The following is a 23,046-nucleotide window of genomic DNA, read 5'->3' on the forward strand; positions in this document are numbered from 1 at the left end:
CGGGCGGCGAGCGAGGGGATGTGCAGGCACGGGTCGGACGTGCGCTCCGTGCAGACTCACGCGCTCGGCTGTGCCCGCCGTGTCGGCAGTGCACGACATGATGGGACCGTGAGTGAAGAGATCGACGAGGCCCCTGTCGGTACAGCGGCCGTCAGCGCCTCCGCCGACCACGAGATCCCGGCCGAGGCCCGGCATCGCTGGGCCGAGCTGGCAGACCTGATCGACGCGGACCAGTTCGCGTACTACGTCCGCGACGCGCCCGTGTCGTCGGACAAGGAGTACGACGAGCGGCTGCGCGAGCTGCAGGCGCTCGAGGACGAGCACCCGGGGCTGCGCACCCCCGACTCGCCGACGCAGCGGGTGGGCGGCACGTTCTCGACGGAGTTCGCGTCGGTCGGCCACGTGGAGCGGATGCTCTCGCTCGACAACGCGTTCTCCGACGAGGACATCTCGTCGTGGGCGGATCGGGTCCACCGTGACCTCGAGGCGGACGCCGCGCTGCACTACCTGTGCGAGCTCAAGATCGACGGGCTGGCGATCGCCCTGCTGTACGAGAAGGGCCGACTCACCCGCGCGGCGACCCGCGGGGACGGTCGCACGGGCGAGGACGTCACCCTGAACGTCCGCACCATCTCGACGATCCCCGACGTCCTGGGCGGCGACCCGTCGACGCACCCTGACCTGATCGAGATCCGCGGCGAGGTGTTTCTGCCGGTCGAGGCGTTCGCGCAGCTCAACGCGTCGCAGGTCGCGGCCGGCAAGGCGCCGTTCGCCAACCCGCGCAACGCCGCCGCCGGCTCGCTGCGGCAGAAGGACCCTCGCGTCACGGCGTCGCGGGACCTGCGGATGTACGCGCACGGCATCGGCGCGCTCCAGTGGGCGCCCGGCGGTGGCGTGGGGATCGAGCGGCAGTCTCAGGTGTACGACCTGCTCGCCTCGTGGGGGGTCCCCGTCTCGGGGCACACCAAGGTGGTGCAGGGCCTGGACGGCGTGCGGGAGATGATCGCCTACAACGGCGAGCACCGGCACGACGTCGAGCACGAGATCGACGGCATCGTCGTCAAGGTCGACGAGATCGCGCTCCAGCGACGGCTCGGCGCGACGAGCAGGGCTCCCCGGTGGGCGATCGCGTACAAGTACCCGCCCGAAGAGGTCAACACGAAGCTGCTCGACATCCGCGTGAACGTCGGCCGCACGGGACGGGTGACGCCGTTCGGGGTGATGGAGCCGGTGTTCGTCTCGGGGTCGACCGTCGAGATGGCGACGCTCCACAACGCCAGCGAGGTGCGACGCAAGGGCGTGCTGATCGGCGACACCGTGGTGCTGCGCAAGGCGGGCGACGTCATTCCCGAGATCGTCGGACCGGTGGTGGACCTCCGAGACGGCACGGAGGTGGAGTTCGTCATGCCGACGCAGTGCCCGTCCTGCGGCACCACGCTGGCGCCGAGCAAGGAGGGCGACGTCGACATCCGTTGCCCGAACACGCGGTCGTGCCCGGCTCAGCTGCGTGAACGGCTGTACCACGTAGCGTCACGCGGGGCGTTCGACATCGAGGCGCTCGGCGAGCAGGCCGCGAACAGCCTGCTGGCGGCCGGCGTGGTGACGGACGAGGGCGACCTGTTCTCCCTGGGCGCCGACGACCTGCGCAAGGTGCCGCAGTTCACGCTCTCGACCACCTCGAAGGTGGCGGGCCGGGTGCGGGAGGCGGGGGACCTCAACGCGATCGGGGAGGCGCTGCTCACCAACCTCGAGAAGGCGAAGGAGCAGCCGCTCTGGCGCGTCATCGTGGCGCTCTCCATACGGCACGTCGGACCGAGCGCGGCGCGCGAGCTGGCCAAGCACTTCGCCAGTCTCGACGCCATCCGTGAGGCCGGCCAGGACGAGCTCGCCTCCGTCGAGGGCGTCGGGCCCACCATCGCGACCGCCGTCCGCGCCTGGTTCGACCAGCCTGAGGACGAGGACAAGTGGCACGCCGAGATCGTCCGGAAGTGGGCCGACGCCGGTGTGCGGATGCAGGACGAGCGCGACGAGTCGATGCCGCGGACGCTCGAGGGCCTGACGGTCGTGGTCACGGGCGGTCTGCAGGGGCTCAACCGCGACGAGGCCAAGGAGGCGATCCTGTCGCGGGGCGGCAAGTCGTCGAGCAGCGTGTCCAAGAAGACGGACTATGTGGTGGTCGGGGAGAACGCTGGCTCGAAGGAGACCAAGGCGCGCGAGCTCGGGCTGCGGATCCTGGACGAGGCCGGCTTCGTGACGCTGCTCGCCGAGGGCCCTGCGGGGCTCGGGGATGGCGAGACGGACGGGACCAACGAGGGCGGCTCGGTGGCTGCGACCGACGAAGACGAGTGACCACCGGTGCTCAGCAGGGCTCTCGCAAGGGTTGGTCGTGAAGGTCGTCGTGAAGGGTTCTTCGTGAGGGGTTCGTCGTGAAGGTGGCGGAGGTGACCGGTCCGACCGTCCGGTTGGCGCGCGCCGACGAGATCGCGGGCGCGGGTGCGCTCACGGCCGAGGCCTACCTCGCGGACCGGCTGCTCGACGAGGACGACGAGTACGAGGCCCAGCTCCGGGACGCCGCCCGGCGTGCCCGAGAGGCGATCCTGCTCGTCGCGACGGTTCCCTGCGTGGAGTCCGACGGCACCGCGACGGTCGTCGGAACGGTGACGCTGGCGCGGTACGGCACGGACTACGCCGAGATCGCCGAGCCCGGCGAGCTCGAGGTGCGGATGCTCGCGGTGGCCCCGCGTGCCCGGGGACGCGGTATCGCGGAGGCGCTGATGCGAGCCGCGCTCGGGTACGCGGTCGCGTCGGGTGCGCGGCGGGTCGTGCTCTCGACGCTCGACTCGATGGTCACCGCGCACCGGCTCTACGCACGGCTGGGCTTCGTCCGCGCGCCGGACCGTGACTGGGGGCACCAGTACGTGCACCTCCGGGTGCAGACGTGGACGCCACCGGAGGCGCCGGGCGCACTCGTGGAGTCACGGACCTGGCCACCGTTGAGGGTCGAGGACGTCGACGGCTGGCGGGTCGGGATCTCCGACGGACTCACGCGCCGGGGTAACAGCGCCTTGCTCACCGGTACGGCGATGCGCCCCGGGGATGCGCTCGACCGGATCGAGCGCATGTACTCGCAGGCCGGTCTGCCGAGCATCGTCCGCACTCCTCGGCCCGGCGGGGACGGGCAGGGGGAGGAGGTTGCCGCGCTGCTCGACGCCCGCGGCTACCGGACGGTCGCCGAGACCGACGTGCTCGTCCGCTCGCTCGTGGGGGAGCCCGTGCTGCCCGCCCGGCTCGAGCTGCCCGGTGTGCGGATCTCGGAGCGCGACGAACCGGACGACGCCTGGCTGGAGCTCTGGCTCGGCGCCAAGAACGACGCCGCCGACCGGGACACCGGACGCGCGATCCTCACCGGCGTCCCCGCGCTCTACCTGTCGATGACGTCGACCTACTCCGCGACACCGCTGGCGGTCGTCCGGGTCACGGTGGTCGACGACTGGGCGGCGGTGTCCTGCCTGGTCGTCGACGGCTCGGCGCGACGTCGCGGCCTCGCACGGGCGCTCACGCTGCATGCCCTGCACGACGGGCGCGATCGTGGTGCCCAGCGGGCGTTCCTGCAGGTCGAGGCCCACAACGCGGCTGCCGCGGCGCTCTACTGGGGTCTGGGCTTCCAGCCCGCGGACCGGTATGCCTACCGGGAGCGCGACGCACGATCAGGGGGCTAACGGGCCGCCCAGAGGAGCCCGCGCTCGATGATCGTGCGAACGGGGGGCAGCTCGAGGTCGGCCAGCTGGTGCCCGGGTGCGCAGACGAACACGCGACCGCTGCCCCAGGGGCGTGTCCAGACGGCGGGTGACGTCACGGGTGCGTGCCACGGGTCGTCGGGACCCGGCGCGATCGTGGTGGTGGCGAGCACGTCGTTCAGGTCGTCGGCGAGGAGCCAGTACTGCTCCGAGCGCAGGCTGAAGTCGGAGAGTCCCTCGACGATCGGGTGGTCGGCACGGGACGGCACGAGCGTGACGGCGTGGTCGACGATCCCGCCGGGGTGCGCCGCGAACTGGGCGCCGACGAGCTGCAGGTAGTCGGTCGCCATCCGGAAGGAGTCGACGATCCCACCGTGCCAGCCGGCGAGGCCGGTGCCGGCGGCGACCGCGTCGCGCAGGCCGTGGAGCTCGTCGGCGAGGATCTCGCCCATGGTCCAGCACTGCACGACCAGGTCGGTCGAGGCCATCAGCGCGGAGTCGGCGTAGGCCTCGAGCGATGCTTCGACGACGACCTCGAAGTCGTGCTCGCGCAGGAACGGCACGAAGAGGTCGACGGCCTCTGCGGGAGCGTGGCCGTCCCACCCGCCCTGGACGACGAGGGCTTGCTTGGTCACGTCAGGCTCCTAGGAGATCAGGGCGTCGATCGCCGCGGCGGACAGGACATGGTCGGACGCCATCGCGGACGCGCCGAGCACGCCGGCCCGGCCCTTGGTCCGGGACGCGACGATGCGCAGGTGCTGCGTGGCGAGCGGCAGTGATCGACGGTAGACGACCTCGCGGATGCCGGCCAGCAGCTGCTCCCCGGCCTCGGCGACGATGCCTCCGATGACGATCACCGACGGGTTCAGCATGCTCACGCACGCGGCGAGCACGTCGCCGATGCGCCGGCCGGCCTCGCGGACCTCTCGGCTGGCGTCGGGGTCGCCCGCCCGCACCAGGGCGACGACGTCGGCACTCGTCGAGGCGGCCACCCCCGCGGCGCGCAGGGCGTCGGCGATGGCGGGTCCGCTGGACAGGGCTTCGAGGCAGCCGGTGTTGCCGCACCGGCAGGGCAGGTCCGGTCCGCCGGGGACCGCGATGTGTCCGAGGTCTCCGGCGGCACCCTGGGCGCCGCGGCGGATCTGGGCGTCCGAGATGATGCCGGCGCCGATGCCGGTGGCGACCTTGACGAACAGCAGGTGGTCGACGGTGGGCCACTGCGAGGTGTGCTCGCCGAGGGCCATGACGTTGACGTCGTTGTCGACGAGGACCGGGACGTGCTGCAGGCGTCGCGACAGGTGACCGGGCACGTCGGCGTCGTCCCAGCCCGGCATGATCGGCGGGTTGATCGGGCGTCCCGACGAGTGCTCGACCGGTCCGGGGAGGCCGACGCCGACGCTGACGAGGTCGGACAGGGGACGGTTGGCCGTCTCGAGCAGGCCGTGGCCCAGGGCCACCACCCGGTCCAGCACCGCGGCGGGACCCTCGGCGATCGCGATCGGCTCGCCCACCTCCGCGAGCACGGTGCCGACGAGGTCGGTCAGCGCGAGGCGGGCGTGCGTGGCACCGAGGTCGACCGCGAGGACCGCACGGGCGGCCGGGTTGAACGCGAACGTGGCGGGCGGACGGCCCCCGGTCGAGGTGGCCTCGCCGGCGGGGGTGACGAACCCCGAGGACAGCAGGAGGTCCACACGCGCGGCGATCGTGGAGCGCGCCTGACCGGTGAGTGTTGCCAGGTCCGAGCGGGTGCGCGGCTGTCCGTCGCGAAGCAGCTGGAACATCTCCCCGGCGCCCGTCGGCCTGGGGGCGAACTTGAGGAGCTCGTCCATGCGCACAGTGAACCATCTCGCCTTGTGTAGGTCACGTTCGCATAACTCTGACACGAGCAGCGCGACTTTTGCTTGACGCACGACAGAAGTTCGCCCTAGTTTTTCCGACATGGTCAATGCAGACCCTCCCGTGCTCCTCCACATGCGCGGCATCGTCAAGCACTTCCCCGGCGCCCGGGCCCTCGACGGCGTCGACCTCGACATCCGTGCCGGCGAGGTGCACTGCCTGCTCGGTCAGAACGGTGCCGGCAAGTCGACGCTGATCAAGGTCCTCGCCGGAGCGCACCAGCCCGACGAGGGCGAGATCCTGGTCGACGGCTCGCCCGTGACCATCTCCCACCCGGTCGCGGGGCTCAAGCTCGGCATCGCGACCATGTACCAGGAGCTCGACGTCGTCGACGGCCTGTCGGTCGCCGAGAACGTCTACCTCGGGCACGAGCTGGCGGTCGGCGGGTTCTCCCAGCGGCGCGCCGCCACCGCCAACACCCGCACCATCCTCAAGAGGCTTGGCCACGGCGACATCTCGCCGCACCGCGAGGTCGGACGCCTGTCCGCGGCCGGCAAGCAGATCGTCAGCATGGCGCGTGCGCTCTCCCACGACGCCCGCGTCATCGTCATGGACGAGCCCTCCGCCGTGCTCGACTCCGAAGAGGTCAAGAACCTGTTCCGGGTGGTGCGTGAGCTCACCAGCTCGGGCGTCGCGGTCGTCTACATCTCGCACAGACTGGAAGAGATCCGCCAGATCGGCGACCGCATCACGGTGCTCAAGGACGGCCGCACCGTCGCGACGGGTCTGCCCGTGGCCGACACGCCGACCGCCGAGCTGATCCGCTTGATGACCGGCCGCACGGTCGAGTACGCGATCCCGCCGCGGCCCCCGGTCGCCGACGACGCGCCGACGGTGCTGCACGTCGACGGACTGGGTCTGAAGGGCGCGTTCCGTGACGTGTCCTTCGACGTCCGTGCGGGGGAGGTCGTCGGCCTCGCGGGGCTGGTCGGCTCGGGACGCACGGAGATCCTCGAGACGATCTTCGGCGCCCGCAAGCGCACGGCCGGCACGGTGAGCGTCGGCGGCCAGGCGCTGCGCGCCGGCGCGGTGAGCAAAGCCGTCGAGGCCGGCATCGGGCTGTGCCCCGAGGAGCGCAAGAGCCAGGGCCTGATCCTCGACGAGCCCGTGTACCGCAACATCACGCTCTCCACGTTCACGCGGACGGCCAACGCCTCGTTCCTCGACGAGCGGTCCGAACGCCGCGCCGCGAAGGTGCAGATCGACGCGCTCGACGTCCGGCCGTCGGACCCGGAGCGCACCGCCCGCACGCTGTCCGGCGGCAACCAGCAGAAGGTGCTCCTCGCACGCTGGCTCGTGCACGGCTGCCGGGTCCTGCTGCTCGACGAACCGACGCGGGGCGTCGACGTCGGCGCCCGTGCCGAGATCTACGCGTTGATCGCGGACCTCGCGAAGAGCGGGGCCGCCGTGGTCGTCGTCTCCAGCGAGATCGCCGAGGTCATCGGCCTGTCCGACCGGATCCTCGTGGTCTCCGAAGGGCGCGTGGTCCACGACGGGCCTGCGTCCGGTATCGACGAGCACCGAGTGCTCGACCTCGTCATGGAAGGAAGTGCCGCATGAGCGACCAGGAGATCGAGGTGCCAGCCGCCCGGGGCGCGGCGGTCGAGGACACGATCACCCAGGACCAGGTGAAGGCGCCTCGCAAGGGCGTCCTGCACGGCGCCGCCGGTCGCAACCTCGGCCTGGTGATCGCCCTCGTCGCGATCTGCATCGTCGGGGTGGTGACGGCGGGGGACCGGTTCGCGAGCGTCAACAACCTCCTGACGATCCTGCGTCTGGCCTCGGTCCTCGGAGTGCTGAGCATCGGGATGACCTTCGTCATCACGGGCGGCGGCATCGACCTCTCGGTCGGCTCGGTCGTCGGGCTTGCGTCGGTCTGGGCGACCACGCTGGCCACCCAGACGCTCGCAGGGAACCTCAACTGGGGTGTCATGGTGGTCTGCGCGCTCGCCGTGGGGCTCTGCGCGGGCCTGGTCAACGGCGTGCTCATCGCCTACGGCAAGGTCGTCGCGTTCATCGCGACGCTGTCCATGCTGGTCGCGGCGCGGGGCCTGGCGGAGATCATCGCCAGGCGCCAGACCCAGGTCGTCAGGGTCCAGGGCTTCAAGGACTTCTTCCTCGCCGACCCGTTCGGGATCCCGACGCTGGTCTGGATCTTCGTCGTCGTCGCGGTGGCCGGCTGGATCCTGCTCAACCGCACGACGTTCGGCCGTCGCACCATCGCGGTCGGCGGCAACCCCGAGGCTGCCCGCCTCGCGGGGATCAAGGTCAAGCGCCACACGATGTACCTGTACGCCCTCTCCGGTCTCGCGGCCGGCATCGGCGGCGTCATGATGCTGGGCCGGACCACGGCAGGCAGCTCCACCAACGGCCAGCTCTACGAGCTGGACGCCATCGCAGCCGTCGTCGTCGGCGGCACGCTCCTCGCCGGGGGCCGCGGCACCATCGTCGGCACCGTCCTGGGCGTCTTGATCTTCACGACGCTCTCCAACATCTTCACGCAGAACAACCTGTCCATCTCGGCTCAGGCCGTGGCCAAGGGCGTGATCATCGTCGTCGCCGTCATGCTCCAGCAGCGGATCGCCGACCGGTCACGCTCGAAAACCTGACGCACCACAGGCACGCACAGCCCACCCAGCACAGCAGTTCCGATCAAGGAGGATCGTCATGTCCGCACCCCTTCGCCACCGCTGGCTCGCCGTCGCCGGCGCCACTGCGGCCCTCGCGTTCGTCGTCGCCGGTTGCACGTCCAACACGCCGACCGACAAGGGCAGCGAGAGCGCCGCCCCGGCGCCCGTCGCGGCCGGCGGCAACGACGAGCCGGGCGACAAGGTCGTCATCGGCTTCTCGGCTCCGGCGGCGGACCACGGCTGGATGGGCTCGATCACCGCGTCCGCGGTCGACGAGGCCGCGAAGTACTCGGACGTGGAGCTCAAGCAGGCCGAGGCCACCAACGACGTCAACCTGCAGATCAGCCAGATCGAGCAGTTCATCAACGACGGCGTCGACGCCATCGTGCTCCTGCCCTTCGACGGGGCCGCACTGACGGAGGTTGCCAACAAGGCGATGGACGCCGGCATCGTCGTGGTGAACGTGGACCGTGAGTTCGACGACCCGAACGCCGCCCGCACGACGATCCTCGGCGACAACTACGGCATGGGCGTCAGCGCCGGCAGCTACATCTGCGAGCAGCTCGGCGGAAAGGCCGGCGCCAAGGTCGCCGAGATCGCCGGAATCGACTCCCTCCCGCTGACGCAGGACCGCAGCAAGGGCTTCAAGGACGCGCTCGGAACCTGCGGGCTGAAGGTCGACGCCCGCGTCGCCGCGGACTTCACCGTCCAGGGCGGCGAGGCGGCGGCAGCCAACCTCCTGCAGGCGCAGCCGCACCTCGACGCCATCTGGAACCACGACGACGACCAGGGCGTCGGCGTCCTGGCAGCGATCGAGGCCGCGGGTCGCAACGAGTTCTTCATGGTCGGCGGTGCCGGATCGAAGAACGTCATGGACGCCATCAAGGCCGACAACACGGTGCTCAAGGCGACGGTCGTCTACCCGTCCACGCAGGCTGCCGACGGCGTCAAGCTCGCCCGGCTGCTCGTGCAGGAGAAGGCCATGAGCGACCTCGTGGACGTGCAGGTGCCGCGCAAGATCCAGCTGTTCGCGCCCGTCGTGACCAAGGAGAACGTGGACCAGTTCCTGCCGACCGCGTTCGAGTCCTGACCACCAGCCACCTCGTGCCGGGCGGGTCGTCCGCGGCCCGCCCGGCAGCACCGACAGGAAGGACCAGAGACATGACAGAGCGTCTCGGCGTCGGCATGGTCGGGTACGCGTTCATGGGCGTCGCGCACTCGCAGGCGTGGCGCACGGCACCGCACTTCTTCGACCTGCCCCTGCACGTGGACATGGCAGCGATCGCGGGTCGCGACGAGGCCGCCGTCACCGCTGCCGCGCAACGGCTCGGTTGGTCGAGCGTCGAGACGGACTGGAAGGCGCTCGTCACCCGCGACGACATCGACCTCGTGGACATCTGCACCCCCGGGGACACGCACGCCGAGATCGCGATCGCGGCGCTGGCTGCCGGCAAGCACGTGCTGTGCGAGAAGCCGCTCGCCAACAGCGTGTCCGAGGCGGTCGCCATGGCGCAGGCCGCAGAGGCAGCCCGCGCCAACGGCCAGCTGGCCATGGTCGGCTTCACGTACCGGCGGGTGCCCGCGATCCAGCTGGCCCGCCAGCTCGTGGCCGACGGGCGGATCGGGACCGTCCGGCACGTGCGCGCGCAGTACCTCCAGGACTGGATCGCCGACGCGAACGCGCCGCTGTCCTGGCGCCTGGACAAGCAGAAGGCCGGCTCGGGCGCGCTCGGTGACATCGGCGCGCACATCGTCGACCTCGCGCAGTTCGTCACGGGCGAGCAGGTCACCGGCGTCTCGGCGGTTCTCGAGACGTTCGTGCACGAGCGACCGGTGGCCACGGCCTCGTCGGGGCTGCACGGCACGGCCGGCGCCGAGACGGGCCCCGTGACGGTGGACGACGCCGCGATCTTCCTGGGTCGGATGTCCGGCGGCGGAGTCGCGACCTTCGAGGCGACCCGGTTCGCCTGGGGCCGCAAGAACGCGATCCGCCTGGAGATCAACGGCTCGGCCGGTTCGGTGGCGTTCGACTTCGAGGACATGAACGTCCTGCACTTCTTCGACGTCGCGCAGCCCGCCGTCGAAGCCGGTTTCCGGCGGATCGTCGTCACCGAGCCCGAGCACCCCTATGTAGCAGCGTGGTGGCCGGCGGGTCACGGGCTCGGGTACGAGCACGCGTTCACGCACCAGGCCGTGGACCTGGTGACGGCGATCGCGGAGCAGCGGCAGCCGGAGCCGAGCTTCGCGGACGGTCTGGCGATCCAGCGGGTGCTCGACGCCGTGGAGCGCTCGGCGGCGAACCGCAGCACGTGGACTTCTGTGAACGAGGAGAGCTGACGATGGCACGACCGATCACCCTGTTCACCGGCCAGTGGGCCGACCTGCCGTTCGAGGAGGTGGCCCGGCTCGCTTCCGGCTGGGGCTACGACGGCCTCGAGATCGCCTGCTGGGGCGACCACCTGGACCCCTGGCGCTGGGACGACGACGAGTACGTCGCCGGCAAGCTCGCGTTGCTGGAGAAGTACAACCTCCAGGTCTTCGCGATCTCCAACCACCTCAAGGGCCAGGCCGTCTGCGACGACCCGATCGACCAGCGACACCGGGACATCGTCTCGGACCGTGTGTGGGGCGACGGCGACCCGGAGGGAGTCCGGCAGCGGGCCGCCGAGGAGATGAAGCACACCGCACGGATCGCCGCGAAGCTCGGCGTCGAGGTGGTCGTCGGCTTCACGGGCTCGAGCATCTGGAAGTACGTCGCGATGTTCCCGCCGGTCTCGGCGGAGACGGTCGAGGCCGGCTACCAGGACTTCGCCGACCGGTGGAACCCGATCCTCGACGTGTTCGACGAGGTCGGCGTCCGGTTCGCGCACGAGGTGCACCCCAGCGAGATCGCCTACGACTACTGGACGACCGTGCGCACGCTCGAGGCCATCGGGCACCGGCCCGCGTTCGGCCTCAACTGGGACCCCAGCCACTTCGTCTGGCAGGACCTGGACCCGGTCGGCTTCCTGTGGGAGTTCCGGGACCGGATCTACCACGTCGACTGCAAGGACACGAAGAAGCGGCTGGGCAACGGTCGCAACGGCCGGCTGAGCAGCCACCTGCCGTGGGGCGATCCCCGACGCGGCTGGGACTTCGTCTCCACCGGCAACGGCGACGTGCCGTGGCAGGACGCCTTCCGTGTGCTCAACTCGATCGGCTACGCGGGGCCGATCTCGGTGGAGTGGGAGGACGCGGGGATGGACCGGCTCGTGGGTGCACCGCAGGCCCTCGAGTTCGTCCGTCGCAACGCGTTCGACGCTCCCGCTGCGTCGTTCGACGCTGCGTTCAGCACACGCTGAGGGAGACGCGCACGATCGGGAGTGCGTGCGCGTCTCGAACTGGGGACGAGCGTCGTCCGCACCGTGGTTGAGGGGCCACGGCGCGGACGGCGCTCGACCTGTGTCGGCTCCGGCCGGTCAGCGCTTGACGAGGGTCGTCGTGGAGCCGCCGCACAGACCCGAGTCCACGGTGTCCAGGTGGGTCGTCCCGGAGGAGCGCAGCGACGTCGCGGTCGCGGTGACCTCGCCGGGCGCGATCACCTGGTCCTTCGCGTAGTAGAACCAGTCGACGTCCTCGGTGTACGTGCTGCGGGCGCCCTTGTGGCCGGCGATGTCGATGAACCAGAGGTTGAAGTTCACGGACATCGGGACCCGAGGCGCGACGGGGTACTGGCCGGTCTGCTCGTCGACGGTGTGGTCACCGAGCAGCGCGCCGTCCATGTAGTACTTCACGTGCCCGTCCCACACCTGCGTCACCACGGTGTGCCAGCCGTTCAGGCTGCTCGTCTGCTGCGAGTGCGCGTTGTGCGGGTCCCACGGCTCCAGGCGGTAGCCGTTGTAGCTCGTCTGGTACGCGATCGGACCGCGGGCGCCCCAGCCGCCGTTGGGCAGGTACTCCGTGAAGTCGAGCTCGCTGTAGTCCGGGTCGTAGTCGAAGCGCTGCTGCGGACCGATCGCGAAGAAGGTCTCGTTGACGTGGTCACCGTCCTTGCCGGACGTCGGGCTGTCGGTGAACCTGATCCGGCTGGCGTAGGTCCCGTCCTTGAACCGGCGCTCTCCGGTGAGGAGCTCGGCCTGCGACGTGCCGCCGGCGTTCCCGGTGGTGTAGGCGGTGAGCCGTGCGACCTTCGAGCCGTCCACCGTCGGGAAGGAGATGTTGCTCGACGACCACGCCGCGCCCACGACGCCGGGACCGCCCGCGTTGGTGCGTGCCTGCCAGCCGTTGCCGGTCAAGGCGCTGTCGTTCGGGGAGGTGTAGCTGAAGTCGTCGAAGAGAGCGCTGCAGGTGCTCGTCCCGGCTGCGGAGGCGGCGCTCGCGCCGAGCAGGGCCGTGCCGAGCATCGCCGTGCCGAGGATCATCGCGGACACCGTCGTCCGTCGCACTCTCATCATCTGATCAGGTCTTCTCGTTGGGGAGGATCGCTGTCCGCACGTGACGGATCAGCGCTGGTCGGGGGTCGCACACTACTGGCTGGTAAGCGCTTCCGAAGGGGTCTATCGGCCCGGGTGGCCGGAGCGTGTGGGTTTCGGGACCGACGAGCACGACGGAACCGGCCGGCAACCGGCCGAAGTCGGGCGAGTCGGGCACGATACGAGGATGACTGGCGTCCGTGCGGTACACGACAGGCCGGCCTCCGCGGCGCGGGCGTCCGTGCTCGCCCCGGCGGCCGCGGTCCTCGGGCCGGTCGCATGATCAGCATCGCGCGAGCAGAGCAGCTGCACGCCGCCGGGCTGCGTTGGAACCCGCGCGCCGGTGACGCGTTCGCCGTCCGGGTGCTCGAAGACCAGGTGTTCACGATCGCCGACATGGTGGTCGAGCCGCGCGAGTACCCGACCGGCACGGTGCTGGGGTTCAACGGGACCACCGAGTGGGCGCTCGACTCGGTGCGGCAGGAGGACGCCTTGTGGCTGCCCCGCGAGGACCAGCTGCGCGAGCTCCTGGGCGGCACGTTCCGCAGCCTGGCGCGCTCGACGTGGGGTGGCTACCAGGTTCTGGTCGAGCTCGTCGGCCGCCCGGAGCAGGTGTTCTCGGCCGACGACGCCGCCGACGCCTATGCGCAGGCGGTGCTGGCGCTCGTCGTGGCGGCCGTCGATCCGCGGGGTTGAGTCGCGGCCGACCCGATTGTCGCTGGTGTGTCGAGAATGCCGCGGCGGCTCCGACCACCGCATGAGGGACGACGAGGCACCGGGCCACGCGTCGCACACGTCGGAGGTACCGAGATGTCCATCACCCCGTTCCTGTGGTTCGACGACGAGGCGGAACAGGCCGCCGAGCGCTACGTCAGCCTCTTCCCGAACTCGCGGATCGTCGAGGTCGCCCGCTACGGCGAGGGTGGTCCGCAACCCGCCGGGACAGCCTTCAACGTGACCTTCGTGCTCGACGGGCTCGAGATCCAGGCCCTCAACGGCGGGCCGGGGCATCCGCACAGCGACGCGTTCTCGCTGCAGATCGTCGTTCCCGACCAGCAGGAGTGCGACCGCCTGTGGGACGCCCTGCTCGCGGACGGCGGCATGCCCAGCCAGTGCGGGTGGCTGATCGACCGGTGGGGCCTGTCGTGGCAGGTCATCCCCGAGGCCCTCCCCGCGCTCCTCGCCGACCCGGACCCCGCGCGCGCCCACCGCGCCCTGACCGCGATGTTCACCATGGCCAAGATCGACGTCGCCACGCTGTACGCGGCGGCCGACCGTGCGTCGACGCCTGGTCCAGGGGTGGGTCGCCCGGTCGCCACCGTGTGAGGGTTGGGGAGCGGGTGAGCCGACACGTCTAGACTTCCGGTCATGTCCACCCTCTCTCGCGACGAGGTCGCGCGCGTGGCGGGCCTGGCACGGATCGACCTGACGCCGGAGGAGCTCGACCGCCTTGCGGGCGAGCTCGACGTCATCGTCGAGTCGGTCGCGCGCGTGAGCGAGATCGCCACGCCCGACGTGCCGGCCACCAGCCACCCCCTGCCGCTGACCAACGTGTTCCGTGCCGACGTGCCCGAGGCCCCGGTGGACCGGGACCTCGTGCTCGCGTCCGCGCCCGCGTCGATCGACGGCAAGTTCGCGGTCCCGCAGATCCTGGGGGAGGACGCGTGAGCGACCTGACGCGCATCTCGGCCGCCGCGCTCGCGGACGCCCTGACCAAGAAGGAGGTGTCCAGCGTCGAGGCGACGCAGGCGCACCTCGACCGGATCGCCGACGTCGAGCACGCGGTGCACGCGTTCCTGCACGTGTCCGGCGACGAGGCGCTCTCTACAGCGGCCGACGTCGACAGGCGCCGTGCCGCGGGGGAGACCCTGCACGCCCTCGCCGGCGTCCCGATCGCCGTCAAGGACGTCGTCGTGACGAAGGGGCTGCCGACGACGGCCGGCTCGAAGATCCTCGAGGGCTGGGTCCCGCCGTACGACGCGACGCTCGTCGAGAAGATCAAGGCCGCCGGGCTGCCGATCCTGGGCAAGACCAACATGGACGAGTTCGCGATGGGCTCCTCCACGGAGCACTCCGCGTACGGCAACACCCACAACCCCTGGGACCTCGACCGGATCCCTGGTGGTTCGGGCGGCGGTTCGGCTGCGGCCGTCGGCGCCTACGAGGCTCCGCTGGCCATCGGCACGGACACTGGCGGCTCCATCCGTCAGCCTGCCGCGGTCACCGGCACGGTCGGCGTGAAGCCCACGTACGGAGGGGTGTCCCGCTACGGGCTCATCGCGCTGGCGTCGTCGCTGGACCAGGCCGGTCCGGTCACCCGCACGGTCCTCGACTCGGCGCTGCTGCACGAGCTGATCGGTGGGCACGACCCGCGTGACTCGACGTCGATCGACGAGCCGCTGCCGGGGCTCGTCGCCGCGGCGCAGCTGGGCGCGACCGGGGACCTGTCGGGCGTGCGCGTCGGCGTCATCACCGAGCTGCAGGGCGAGGGCTACCAGCCCGGCGTGCTCGCACGGTTCCACGAGTCGCTCGAGGTCCTGCAGGGCGCGGGAGCCGAGATCGTCGAGGTCTCCTGCCCCCACTTCACCTACGCGCTCGCGGCGTACTACCTGATCCTGCCGGCCGAGGCGTCCAGCAACCTGGCCAAGTTCGACGGCATGCGGTTCGGCCTGCGGGTCGTCCCCGAGGACAACCCGACCGCCGAACGTGTCATGGCGGCCACCCGCGGCCAGGGGTTCGGCGACGAGGTCAAGCGCCGCATCATCCTGGGCACCTACGCCCTGTCGGCCGGCTACTACGACGCCTACTACGGCTCGGCGCAGAAGGTCCGCACGCTCATCCAGCGCGACTTCGACGCCGCGTTCGGGCAGGCCGACGTGCTCGTCTCCCCGACGGCGCCCACCACGGCGTTCAGGCTCGGCGAGAAGCTCGACGACCCGCTCGCCATGTACCTGAACGACGTCGCGACGATCCCCGCCAACCTCGCCGGGATCCCGGGGATGTCGCTGCCCTCGGGCTTGTCCGACGACGGCCTGCCCGTCGGCTTCCAGATCCTCGCCCCGGCCAAGGCCGACGACCGGCTGTACCGCGTCGGCGCGGCGCTGGAGATGCTGCTGGAGACGGCCTGGGAAGGTCCGCTGCTGCTGAAGGCCCCCGAGTTGGAGATCGCGCGATGAGCACGCTGGTGGACTACGACGACGCCGTCGACCGCTACGACACGGTGATCGGGATCGAGGTGCACGTCGAGCTCGGCACCCGCACCAAGATGTTCGACGGCGCGGAGGTCACGTTCGGTGCCGAGCCGAACACGCAGGTCACCCCCGTCTCGCTCGGGTTGCCCGGCGCGCTGCCGGCCGTGAACGCGACCGCCGTCGAGTACGCGATCCGCATCGGCCTGGCGCTGAACTGCTCGATCGCCGAGAACTGCCGGTTCGCGCGGAAGAACTACTTCTACCCGGACGTGCCCAAGAACTTCCAGACGTCGCAGTACGACGAGCCCATCGCCTACGAGGGCTGGGTCGACGTCGAGCTGGACGACGGCAGCATCTTCCGCGTCGAGATCGAGCGTGCGCACATGGAGGAGGACGCCGGCAAGAACACCCACATCGGTGGCTCCGACGGTCGCATCCACGGCGCCGAGTACTCGCTGGTCGACTACAACCGTGCGGGCATCCCGCTGGTGGAGATCGTCACCAAGCCGATCACGGGCGCCGGCTCGCGGGCGCCGGAGGTGGCGCGGGCGTACGTGCAGACGCTGCGCGACATCTTCCGCGCACTGGGCGTGTCGGAGGCGCGGATGGAGCGCGGCAACGTCCGCGCCGACGTCAACGTGTCGATCCGTCCGACGCCCGAGTCGGTGCTCGGCACCCGCACGGAGACCAAGAACGTCAACTCGTTCCGGTCGGTCGAGCGGGCCGTGCGCTACGAGGTCAGCCGGCAGGCAGGCGTCCTCGACGACGGGATCGCGATCATCCAGGAGACGCGGCACTGGCACGAGGACACCGGGACCACGGCGTCCGGCCGCGTGAAGTCGGACGCGGAGGACTACCGGTACTTCCCGGAGCCCGACCTCGTGCCGATCGCCCCGGACCGCGCGTGGATCGAGGAGATCCGTGCGGGTCTCCCGGAGATGCCGGCCGCGCGACGCCGCCGGCTGCAGGCCGAGTGGGAGTACGCCGACGCCGAGATGCGCGACGTCGTCAACGCCGGCGCCGTGGAGCTCATCGAGACCACGATCGCCGCGGGCGCCAGCCCGGCCGCCGCGCGCAAGTGGTGGATGGGCGAGCTGGCCCGTACCGCCAAGCAGCAGGACGTCGAGCTCGAGGCGCTCCCCGTGACGCCCACGCAGATCGGCCAGCTGCAGAAGCTCGTCGACGACGGCGCGATCAACGACAAGCTCGCCCGCCAGGTGCTCGAGGGCGTGCTGGCGGGCGAGGGCGACCCGGCGGACGTCGTGGCCGCCCGCGGCCTGGGCGTCGTGTCCGACGACGGTCCGTTGCTCGACGCGATCGACGGCGCGCTCGCCGCGCAGCCCGACATCGCCGAGAAGATCCGCTCGGGCAACCTCGGGCCGGTCGGCGCGATCATCGGGGCCGTCATGAAGGCGACGCGTGGGCAGGCGGACGCAGGCCGCGTGCGGGAGCTGCTGCTCGAGCGGATCGGCTCGTAACCTGCCCGGCACACGCTCGTCGTAGTGTCGGTGCACCCGAGAGGAGCAGCCGATGGACAAGCCCACGCTGCAGGGCGAGATGATCGTGCTCCGACCGATCCGCGCGAGCGACGCGGACGCCATGTGGGAGATGCTCGACGACCCGGACGGCCGGCGGCTGACCGGCACGACGGCCAAGTTCACACGCGAGGAGATCGACGCGTGGTGCGCCAGTCGGGAGTCCGCCGAGGGCCGCTACGACTTCGCCGTCACCGTCGACGGGGACGACACGTTCCGCGGTGAGATCGTGCTGAGCGACGTCGACGAGATCGTCGGGTCGGCCGGCCTGCGCCTCTCGATGGGTCCGCAGTACCGCGGCCGTGGTTACGGCACCGAGGGCATCCAGCTCGTCCTCGGGCTGGCGTTCGACGGCCTCGGGCTGCATCGCGTCGAGCTCGACGTGCTCAGCATCAACGCGCGCGCCAAGTCGCTCTACGAGAACATCGGCTTCCGCGTGGAGGGTCGCAAGCGCGACGCCTACCGCGACGGTGACGGCTGGTGCGACGCGATCATCATGGCGATCCTCGAGGACGAGTACCGCGCCGCCCAGCTGGACTGAGGCGAGCGTCAGTCACGGGCGCGGTGGAAGTCGTCCAGCGCGACCTTCCGCTCGACGGCATGGTCGACGATGGGCGCCGGGTAGCCGTCGGGCGGTGTCCGGAGCCGCCACGGCTCGTGCACGGCGACCCCGTCGACTCCGCGCAGCTCCGGGACCCACTGCCGGACGTAGGACCCGGACGGGTCGAACGTGCGGCCCTGCGTCACCGGGTTGAACACCCGGAAGTACGGTGCGGCGTCGCGGCCGGTGCCCGCCACCCACTGCCAGTTGAGCTGGTTCTGCGACACGTCTGCGTCGACCAGCCAGGCCATGAAGTGCTCCGCGCCGCGCTGCCAGCGCACGTGCAGGTCCTTCACCAGGAACGAGGCGACGACCATGCGGACACGGTTGTGCATCCAGCCGAGCGCCCGCAGCTGGCGCATCCCGGCGTCGACGATCGGGTACCCGGTCCGGCCCTCGGCCCAGGCGGCGAACGCCGCGAGCTCCGCACGGCCCGCGGCCCAGGCGTCGTCGGGCACGACGTCGCGCAGCGAGGTGTGCGCAGCGGTCGGGTGGTGCCAGAGCACGTCGGCGTGGAACTCCCGCCAGGCCAGCTCGGAGCGGAACACGTCTGCTGAGGCGGGCAGCCCCGCGAGGAGCGTCCGCGGGTGCAGCTCGCCGTACTTCAGCGGGACGGACAGGCGTGACGTGCCGTCGAGGTCGGGTCGGTCCCGATCGGTCGCGTACCGCGCCAGTCCGTCGCGCAGGAACTCCTGCCAACGCCGCAGGGCCGCGGCCTCGCCCGCTGGTGGGAGCCGGACGTCGGTGGCGGGCGGGACCGGGATGCTGTCGGACCGCAGGTGCGCCCACGGGCTCCCGGTCGGTCGGGGTGCCGGCGGAGCCCAGCCGTGGTCCAGCCAGGCACGCCGGAACGGCGTGAACACCTGGAACGGCGTGCCGCCTCGTGTGAGCAGGCGACCCGGCGCGACGGCGTAGGGCGAGCCCGTGCGGACGAGGGAGAGGCCCTCGTCGCGCCGCCGACCGTACGGTTCGGTCGCGGCGGTGACGTGCACCTGCGAGGCCCCGACCTCGGACGCGACCGCCGGCACGACGTCGCGGGGGCGCCCGTGCCGGACCACGAGACGCCCACCGAGGGACTCGTCGAGCGCCCGCAGGGAGTGCGTCAGGTAGGCGAGTCGCGGTGCGCCCGCGGTGGCCGACAGGACCGGGTCGACGACGAACAGGGGTACGACGAGGCCGTCGTCGGCCCGTGCCGCCTCCACCGCGGCGAGCAACGACGGGTTGTCCGCGAGGCGCAGGTCGCGGCGGAACCAGTGGATCGTCGGCACCCGGCGACGCTATCCGCGCGGGCACCGGTGCGCTCTCCGGGGTGCCGTGCGGCTGGTGCACCGGCACCCTGCGGGCCACGATGAAGGCATGACCGGCGTCGAGAACGCGGCACCCAAGCGCGACACGCTTCCACGTGACCGCGGGTTCTTCGGGCATCCGTACGGGCTCTTCACGCTCTTCAACACCGAGCTGTGGGAGCGGTTCAGCTACTACGGGATGCGCGCGATCCTGCTGTACTACCTGACCGACTCCGTGGCCAAGGGCGGCCTCGGGATCGAGAAGGCGTCGGGCGAGGCGCTCGTCGCGATCTACGGCTCGTCGGTCTACCTGCTGTCCGTGCTGGGCGGCTGGCTCGCGGACCGCATGATCGGTTCACGCCGCTCGGTCCTCTACGGCGGGATCGTCATCGCCGCCGGGCACATCTTCCTCACCATCCCGGCGGCCGGCTTCTCGTTCCTCGGCATCTGCCTGGTCGCACTCGGCACCGGCCTGCTCAAGCCGAACGTCTCCAGCATGGTGGGCGAGCTGTACGACCGCGACGACCCCCGGCGTGACTCCGGGTTCTCGATCTACTACATGGGCATCAACATCGGCTCCCTCGCCGCCCCGTTCCTCGTCGGGCTCGCCCGAGAGTGGGGCGGGTACCACGCCGGCTTCGCGGTCGCTGCGATCGGGATGGGCTTCGCCCTGGTGTTCTTCGTCGCGGGCCGCAAGTACCTGGGCGGCGCGGGCGACGCCGTCCCCAACCCGCTGACCCGGGCCGACCGGCCCGCCGTCGTCCGGCTCCTGCTCATGGTCCTCGGTGGCATCGCGGTGGCGGTCGCGATCGCGGTCTGGGTGCGGGGCGGCTTCGGGATCGAGGCGCTGGTCGACGCCGTGTCCTACCTCGCGTTCGCGGCCCCGATCGCGACGTTCCTGGTGATGTTCCGGTCGCGCAAGGTGACGGCGCACGAGCGCACCCGACTGCGCGCCTACATCCCGCTGTTCATCGCGGCGACGCTCTTCTGGATGATCTTCGAGCAGGCCGCCAACACGCTGTCGTCGTTCGCGAAGGACCGCACCGACCTGCACATCCTGGGCATCGCGATCCCGCCCGAGTTCTTCCAGTCGGTCAACCCGGCCGCGATCATCATCCTGGCGCCGGTCTTCGCCTGGATCTGGCTGAAGCTCGACGACCGGCCGCCGACAGCGGTGAAGTTCGCGCTGGGGCTCATGTTCGCGGCGCTGAGCTTCGTCTTCCTGGCCGCGGCGTCGGCCGTGATCGGGGAGGACAAGGCGCCGTCGTGGGTGCTCGTGACCGTCTACGTGATCCAGACCATCGGCGAGCTGTGCCTGTCTCCGGTGGGCCTCGCCGCGACGACGCTGCTCGCACCGCGCGCGTTCCGCGGCCAGGCCATGGCGCTGTGGTTCCTGGCGCCCGCGGCCGGGAACGCGATCACCGCCCAGCTCATCCAGAGCACCGAGGGCGTCAGCGACACGGCGTACTTCGGTGTCATCGGGCTGGTCTCGCTCGCGTTCGCGGGCGGGATGTTCGCGGTCGCTCCCTGGGTGACCCGGCACATCAAGGCGGGCGCCGAGACGGCGGGCGAGGCAGCGCTGCAGCACTGACGTCGGGATGACGGAGAGGTGGTCGAGCATGTCTGAGGTACTGACGTGGTCCGTCGTGACCGACCAGGTCGACGACCGGCACTGGCGGGTCATCGGCGGAAGGCTTCGGGCGACGTTCGGGGCCGACGACTTCGCCGGTGCCGCCGCGTTCGTCGCCCGCATCGCGCAGGCCGCGGACGCGGCCGACCACCACCCGGACGTGCTGCTGCGCTGGGGTGAGGTCGCGGTGACCACGGTGAGCCACGACGCGGGCGGCCTGACGCAGCGGGACGTGGACCTCGCCCGGACGATCAGTGCGCTCGCCGACGAGCTGAGCCTGACCGGGAAGCCGCCGAAGTCGGAGATCGTCGAGATCGCGATCGACGCGATCGACATCCCGGGCGTACGGCCGTTCTGGCGGGCGGTCCTGGCGTACGACGAACGAAAGGTCGGCAGCAGCAGCGAGCTCGCGGACCCGGCCGGCGTAGGGCCGACGTTCTGGTTCCAGCAGATGGACGAGCCGCGCCCGCAGCGCAACCGGATCCATCTCGACGTCCTGGTGCCGCACGACGAGGCCCAGGCGCGGGTCACGGCGGCGATCGCGGCCGGCGGGCACCTGCTCGACGACGGTGCCGCACCGGCGTTCTGGGTTCTCGCCGACAAGGAGGGCAACGAGGCGTGCGTCTGCACCTGGCAGGGGCGCTCGAACAGCTGACGAGGGCTACTCGGCGGGGAGGGTGAACGTCCAGCCCTGCGCCAGCCGTTCCTCGACGACGGCCGTGACCGCGGCGAGCGTCCCGGTGCGGTGGTCGCCGCCACCGTCGTGGGCGAGGACCAGCTCGCCGGGGCGCATGGCCGCGCGCAGGTACGCCGTCAGGGTGGGGACGTCCTGCGTCGACCAGTCGTCGATGGTGTTGAGCACGCCGAGCGGTCGCATGCCGAGCGATGCCGCGACCTCGGCGGAGACGCCCCAGCTGCCGTTGGGTGCGCGGTAGTAGGGGACCTGCGCGTCGGGCGCGGCGGACCTGATGATCGCCAGGTTCTCGACCAGGTCGGCGCGGACGCGCTCGGCCGGCCAGTCTCCGAGGTCGTCGTGCCGCGTCGTGTGGTTCCCGAGCGGGTGGCCGTCGCGCACGATGCGTCGAAGGACGGCCGCCCCGCCGGGCGCGGTGACCTGCCGCCCGATCACGCAGAACACTGCCCGGATGTCGTGCGCCCGCAGAAAGTCCAGCAGCGCCTCGGTCGTCGCGCCGTTGGGGCCGTCGTCGAAGGTCAGCGCGCAGACGAGCCCGGTTCCGGCAGCGCGGGTCACGTGGTCCGTGTCCGTCGCGCCACCTGGGCGGCCGCGAGCTCCGGTGCCCGAGGCCAGAGGTCGTCCTCGCCGTGCCACCAGGGAACTCTAGCCAAGGAGGTCGGTGAGGTGACGACCGTGGCGACCATGCCCCACGGCAATCGAACGACGCGCCGCGACTCGCTTACTGACTTGTCAGTAAGCATTGACCTCTATGTCCCTGTTCGGCACACTCTCGGGATGCTCGTAGTGGGGCATCTGCGGTCAACGGCGACGCACAGGGGGCGGTTGAGGTGACCTATTTTCGGCTCGGTGCCGGGATGGTGCTGATCGGCGTCTTCGCCGTCGCGTTCCTCGGCAAGGCGCGATCGCGCGCGGCACGCAGGGACGCCGTCGACGCCGCCGCGCATCTCGCCCCGCATCTGCCGCCGGCGCCCGCCGTGGCCCTCGCCCTGCTGGGGGAGTCGATCGTGGTCGTCGCACTGGCGGCGGGCCTCGTTCTCGGCTCGGGAACCATCGTCCGCGTCGGGGGTGGTGTCGCCGTCGTCGAGCTCGTCGTCTTCTCGATCGCGCTGCTCGGTGCGATCCGCCGACGCGACGCCGCGCCGTGCCACTGCCTCGGGGCCTCGGACGCAGCGCCGGCTCCCCGGCACGTCGCGCGCAACGTCGGGCTGATCGTGGCGGCCCTCGTCGTGGCGCTCCCCGCTTCGGCACCGGTCGAGGTGGCGGGTGTGCTCCTGGCCCTCGTCGTGTCCGTCGTCGTCGTGGGCGCGATCGTCCTGCTCGACGACCTGAGCGACCTCCTGCGTCCGGCGGGCGCGCTCTGAGCTCGAACCCCTCAACCCCTCGAACCCCGCA

General features: G+C 71.2%; 21 protein-coding genes. 16 read left to right on the top strand and 5 right to left on the bottom strand.

Translation table 11 applies throughout. The features are described 5' to 3' along the window. The first annotated feature begins 108 nt into the window (after positions 1–108). Together ligA and I847_RS0105210 are read left to right on the top strand one after the other, a co-directional pair. Positions 109–2,349, top strand: a complete 2,241-nt coding sequence (ligA, locus tag I847_RS22040) for an NAD-dependent DNA ligase LigA (RefSeq protein WP_369751707.1) — start codon at positions 109–111, stop codon at positions 2,347–2,349. A 92-nt stretch (positions 2,350–2,441) separates the two neighbouring features. Next, positions 2,442–3,719 (top strand): GNAT family N-acetyltransferase, encoded by a 1,278-nt coding sequence (locus I847_RS0105210; protein ID WP_034609369.1) that lies wholly within the window; start codon positions 2,442–2,444, stop codon positions 3,717–3,719. Here the strand turns inward: I847_RS0105210 and I847_RS0105215 are convergent. Together I847_RS0105215 and I847_RS0105220 are read right to left on the bottom strand one after the other, a co-directional pair. Further along, positions 3,716–4,372, bottom strand: a complete 657-nt coding sequence (locus tag I847_RS0105215) for a ThuA domain-containing protein (RefSeq protein WP_028048848.1) — start codon at positions 4,370–4,372, stop codon at positions 3,716–3,718. The two genes, I847_RS0105210 and I847_RS0105215, sit on opposite strands and share 4 nt — an antisense overlap. Before the next feature lie 9 nt (positions 4,373–4,381). After that, entirely contained in the window at positions 4,382–5,566 is a 1,185-nt protein-coding gene (locus I847_RS0105220; protein WP_028048849.1) for an ROK family protein, read from the bottom strand. 109 nt (positions 5,567–5,675) lie between these two features. Here I847_RS0105220 and I847_RS0105225 point away from each other — a divergent pair, with 109 nt between their 5' ends. From I847_RS0105225 to I847_RS0105245, 5 genes are all read left to right on the top strand, one after another. Next, a complete protein-coding gene (locus tag I847_RS0105225; protein ID WP_034609263.1) occupies positions 5,676–7,193 on the top strand; it encodes a sugar ABC transporter ATP-binding protein in 1,518 nt (505 codons plus the stop codon). Continuing rightward, the gene (locus I847_RS0105230; RefSeq protein WP_028048851.1) at positions 7,190–8,242 is read left to right on the top strand and encodes an ABC transporter permease; all 1,053 of its coding nucleotides are present in this window, start codon (positions 7,190–7,192) and stop codon (positions 8,240–8,242) included. Before I847_RS0105225 ends, I847_RS0105230 begins: the two co-directional genes overlap by 4 nt. Positions 8,243–8,300: 58 nt before the next feature. Further along, positions 8,301–9,353, top strand: coding sequence for a substrate-binding domain-containing protein (locus I847_RS0105235; protein WP_028048852.1), 1,053 nt, complete (start codon positions 8,301–8,303; stop codon positions 9,351–9,353). A gap of 71 nt (positions 9,354–9,424) precedes the next feature. Continuing rightward, positions 9,425–10,600, top strand: coding sequence for a Gfo/Idh/MocA family protein (locus I847_RS0105240; RefSeq protein WP_028048853.1), 1,176 nt, complete (start codon positions 9,425–9,427; stop codon positions 10,598–10,600). A 2-nt stretch (positions 10,601–10,602) separates the two neighbouring features. Beyond that, positions 10,603–11,604, top strand: coding sequence for a sugar phosphate isomerase/epimerase (locus I847_RS0105245; protein WP_028048854.1), 1,002 nt, complete (start codon positions 10,603–10,605; stop codon positions 11,602–11,604). Between the two features lie 117 nt (positions 11,605–11,721). Here I847_RS0105245 and I847_RS22045 read toward each other — a convergent pair whose 3' ends face one another. After that, entirely contained in the window at positions 11,722–12,693 is a 972-nt protein-coding gene (locus I847_RS22045; protein ID WP_155856021.1) for a glycoside hydrolase family 16 protein, read from the bottom strand. Positions 12,694–12,993: 300 nt separating this feature from the next. Between I847_RS22045 and I847_RS0105255 the strand changes: the two genes are divergently transcribed. The 6 genes from I847_RS0105255 (at position 12,994) to I847_RS0105280 (ending at position 17,981) form a co-directional block, all read left to right on the top strand. Then, the gene (locus I847_RS0105255) at positions 12,994–13,410 is read left to right on the top strand and encodes a hypothetical protein (RefSeq protein ID WP_028048855.1); all 417 of its coding nucleotides are present in this window, start codon (positions 12,994–12,996) and stop codon (positions 13,408–13,410) included. Positions 13,411–13,524: 114 nt separating this feature from the next. After that, complete coding sequence (locus tag I847_RS22050) at positions 13,525–14,040, top strand: VOC family protein (protein ID WP_034609265.1); 516 nt, start codon at positions 13,525–13,527, stop codon at positions 14,038–14,040. Between the two features lie 42 nt (positions 14,041–14,082). Then, a complete protein-coding gene (gatC, locus tag I847_RS0105265) occupies positions 14,083–14,382 on the top strand; it encodes an Asp-tRNA(Asn)/Glu-tRNA(Gln) amidotransferase subunit GatC (protein ID WP_028048856.1) in 300 nt (99 codons plus the stop codon). Beyond that, positions 14,379–15,890 carry an Asp-tRNA(Asn)/Glu-tRNA(Gln) amidotransferase subunit GatA gene (gatA, locus tag I847_RS0105270; protein ID WP_028048857.1) on the top strand — a complete coding sequence of 504 codons (1,512 nt, stop codon included), beginning with the start codon at positions 14,379–14,381 and terminating at the stop codon, positions 15,888–15,890. The genes gatC and gatA overlap by 4 nt, the downstream gene beginning before the upstream one ends. After that, positions 15,887–17,383, top strand: a complete 1,497-nt coding sequence (gene gatB, locus I847_RS0105275; RefSeq protein WP_028048858.1) for an Asp-tRNA(Asn)/Glu-tRNA(Gln) amidotransferase subunit GatB — start codon at positions 15,887–15,889, stop codon at positions 17,381–17,383. Before gatA ends, gatB begins: the two co-directional genes overlap by 4 nt. 52 nt (positions 17,384–17,435) lie before the next feature. Beyond that, a complete protein-coding gene (locus I847_RS0105280; RefSeq protein WP_028048859.1) occupies positions 17,436–17,981 on the top strand; it encodes a GNAT family N-acetyltransferase in 546 nt (181 codons plus the stop codon). Positions 17,982–17,989: 8 nt separating this feature from the next. On the opposite strand, the gene I847_RS0105285 is transcribed toward I847_RS0105280, so the two are convergent. Further along, on the bottom strand, positions 17,990–19,309 hold the full coding sequence (locus tag I847_RS0105285) for a deoxyribodipyrimidine photo-lyase (protein ID WP_028048860.1): 1,320 nt from the start codon (positions 19,307–19,309) through the stop codon (positions 17,990–17,992). Between the two features lie 88 nt (positions 19,310–19,397). On the opposite strand from I847_RS0105285, the gene I847_RS0105290 reads away from it, so the two are divergent. Beyond that, positions 19,398–20,918 carry a peptide MFS transporter gene (locus I847_RS0105290; RefSeq protein ID WP_028048861.1) on the top strand — a complete coding sequence of 507 codons (1,521 nt, stop codon included), beginning with the start codon at positions 19,398–19,400 and terminating at the stop codon, positions 20,916–20,918. A gap of 28 nt (positions 20,919–20,946) precedes the next feature. Beyond that, the gene (locus tag I847_RS0105295; RefSeq protein ID WP_028048862.1) at positions 20,947–21,612 is read left to right on the top strand and encodes a 4a-hydroxytetrahydrobiopterin dehydratase; all 666 of its coding nucleotides are present in this window, start codon (positions 20,947–20,949) and stop codon (positions 21,610–21,612) included. A gap of 6 nt (positions 21,613–21,618) precedes the next feature. On the opposite strand, the gene I847_RS22055 is transcribed toward I847_RS0105295, so the two are convergent. Beyond that, positions 21,619–22,209 carry a polysaccharide deacetylase family protein gene (locus I847_RS22055; protein WP_231384096.1) on the bottom strand — a complete coding sequence of 197 codons (591 nt, stop codon included), beginning with the start codon at positions 22,207–22,209 and terminating at the stop codon, positions 21,619–21,621. 272 nt (positions 22,210–22,481) lie between these two features. Here I847_RS22055 and I847_RS0105305 point away from each other — a divergent pair, with 272 nt between their 5' ends. Then, positions 22,482–23,015: a MauE/DoxX family redox-associated membrane protein gene (locus tag I847_RS0105305; protein ID WP_155856022.1), complete on the top strand. Its 534-nt coding sequence runs from the start codon at positions 22,482–22,484 to the stop codon at positions 23,013–23,015. The last annotated feature ends 31 nt before the right edge of the window (positions 23,016–23,046 follow it).

The organism is Cellulomonas sp. URHD0024 (genome assembly GCF_000426185.1).
In the GTDB taxonomy this organism is placed as follows: Bacteria; Actinomycetota; Actinomycetes; order Actinomycetales; family Cellulomonadaceae; genus Cellulomonas.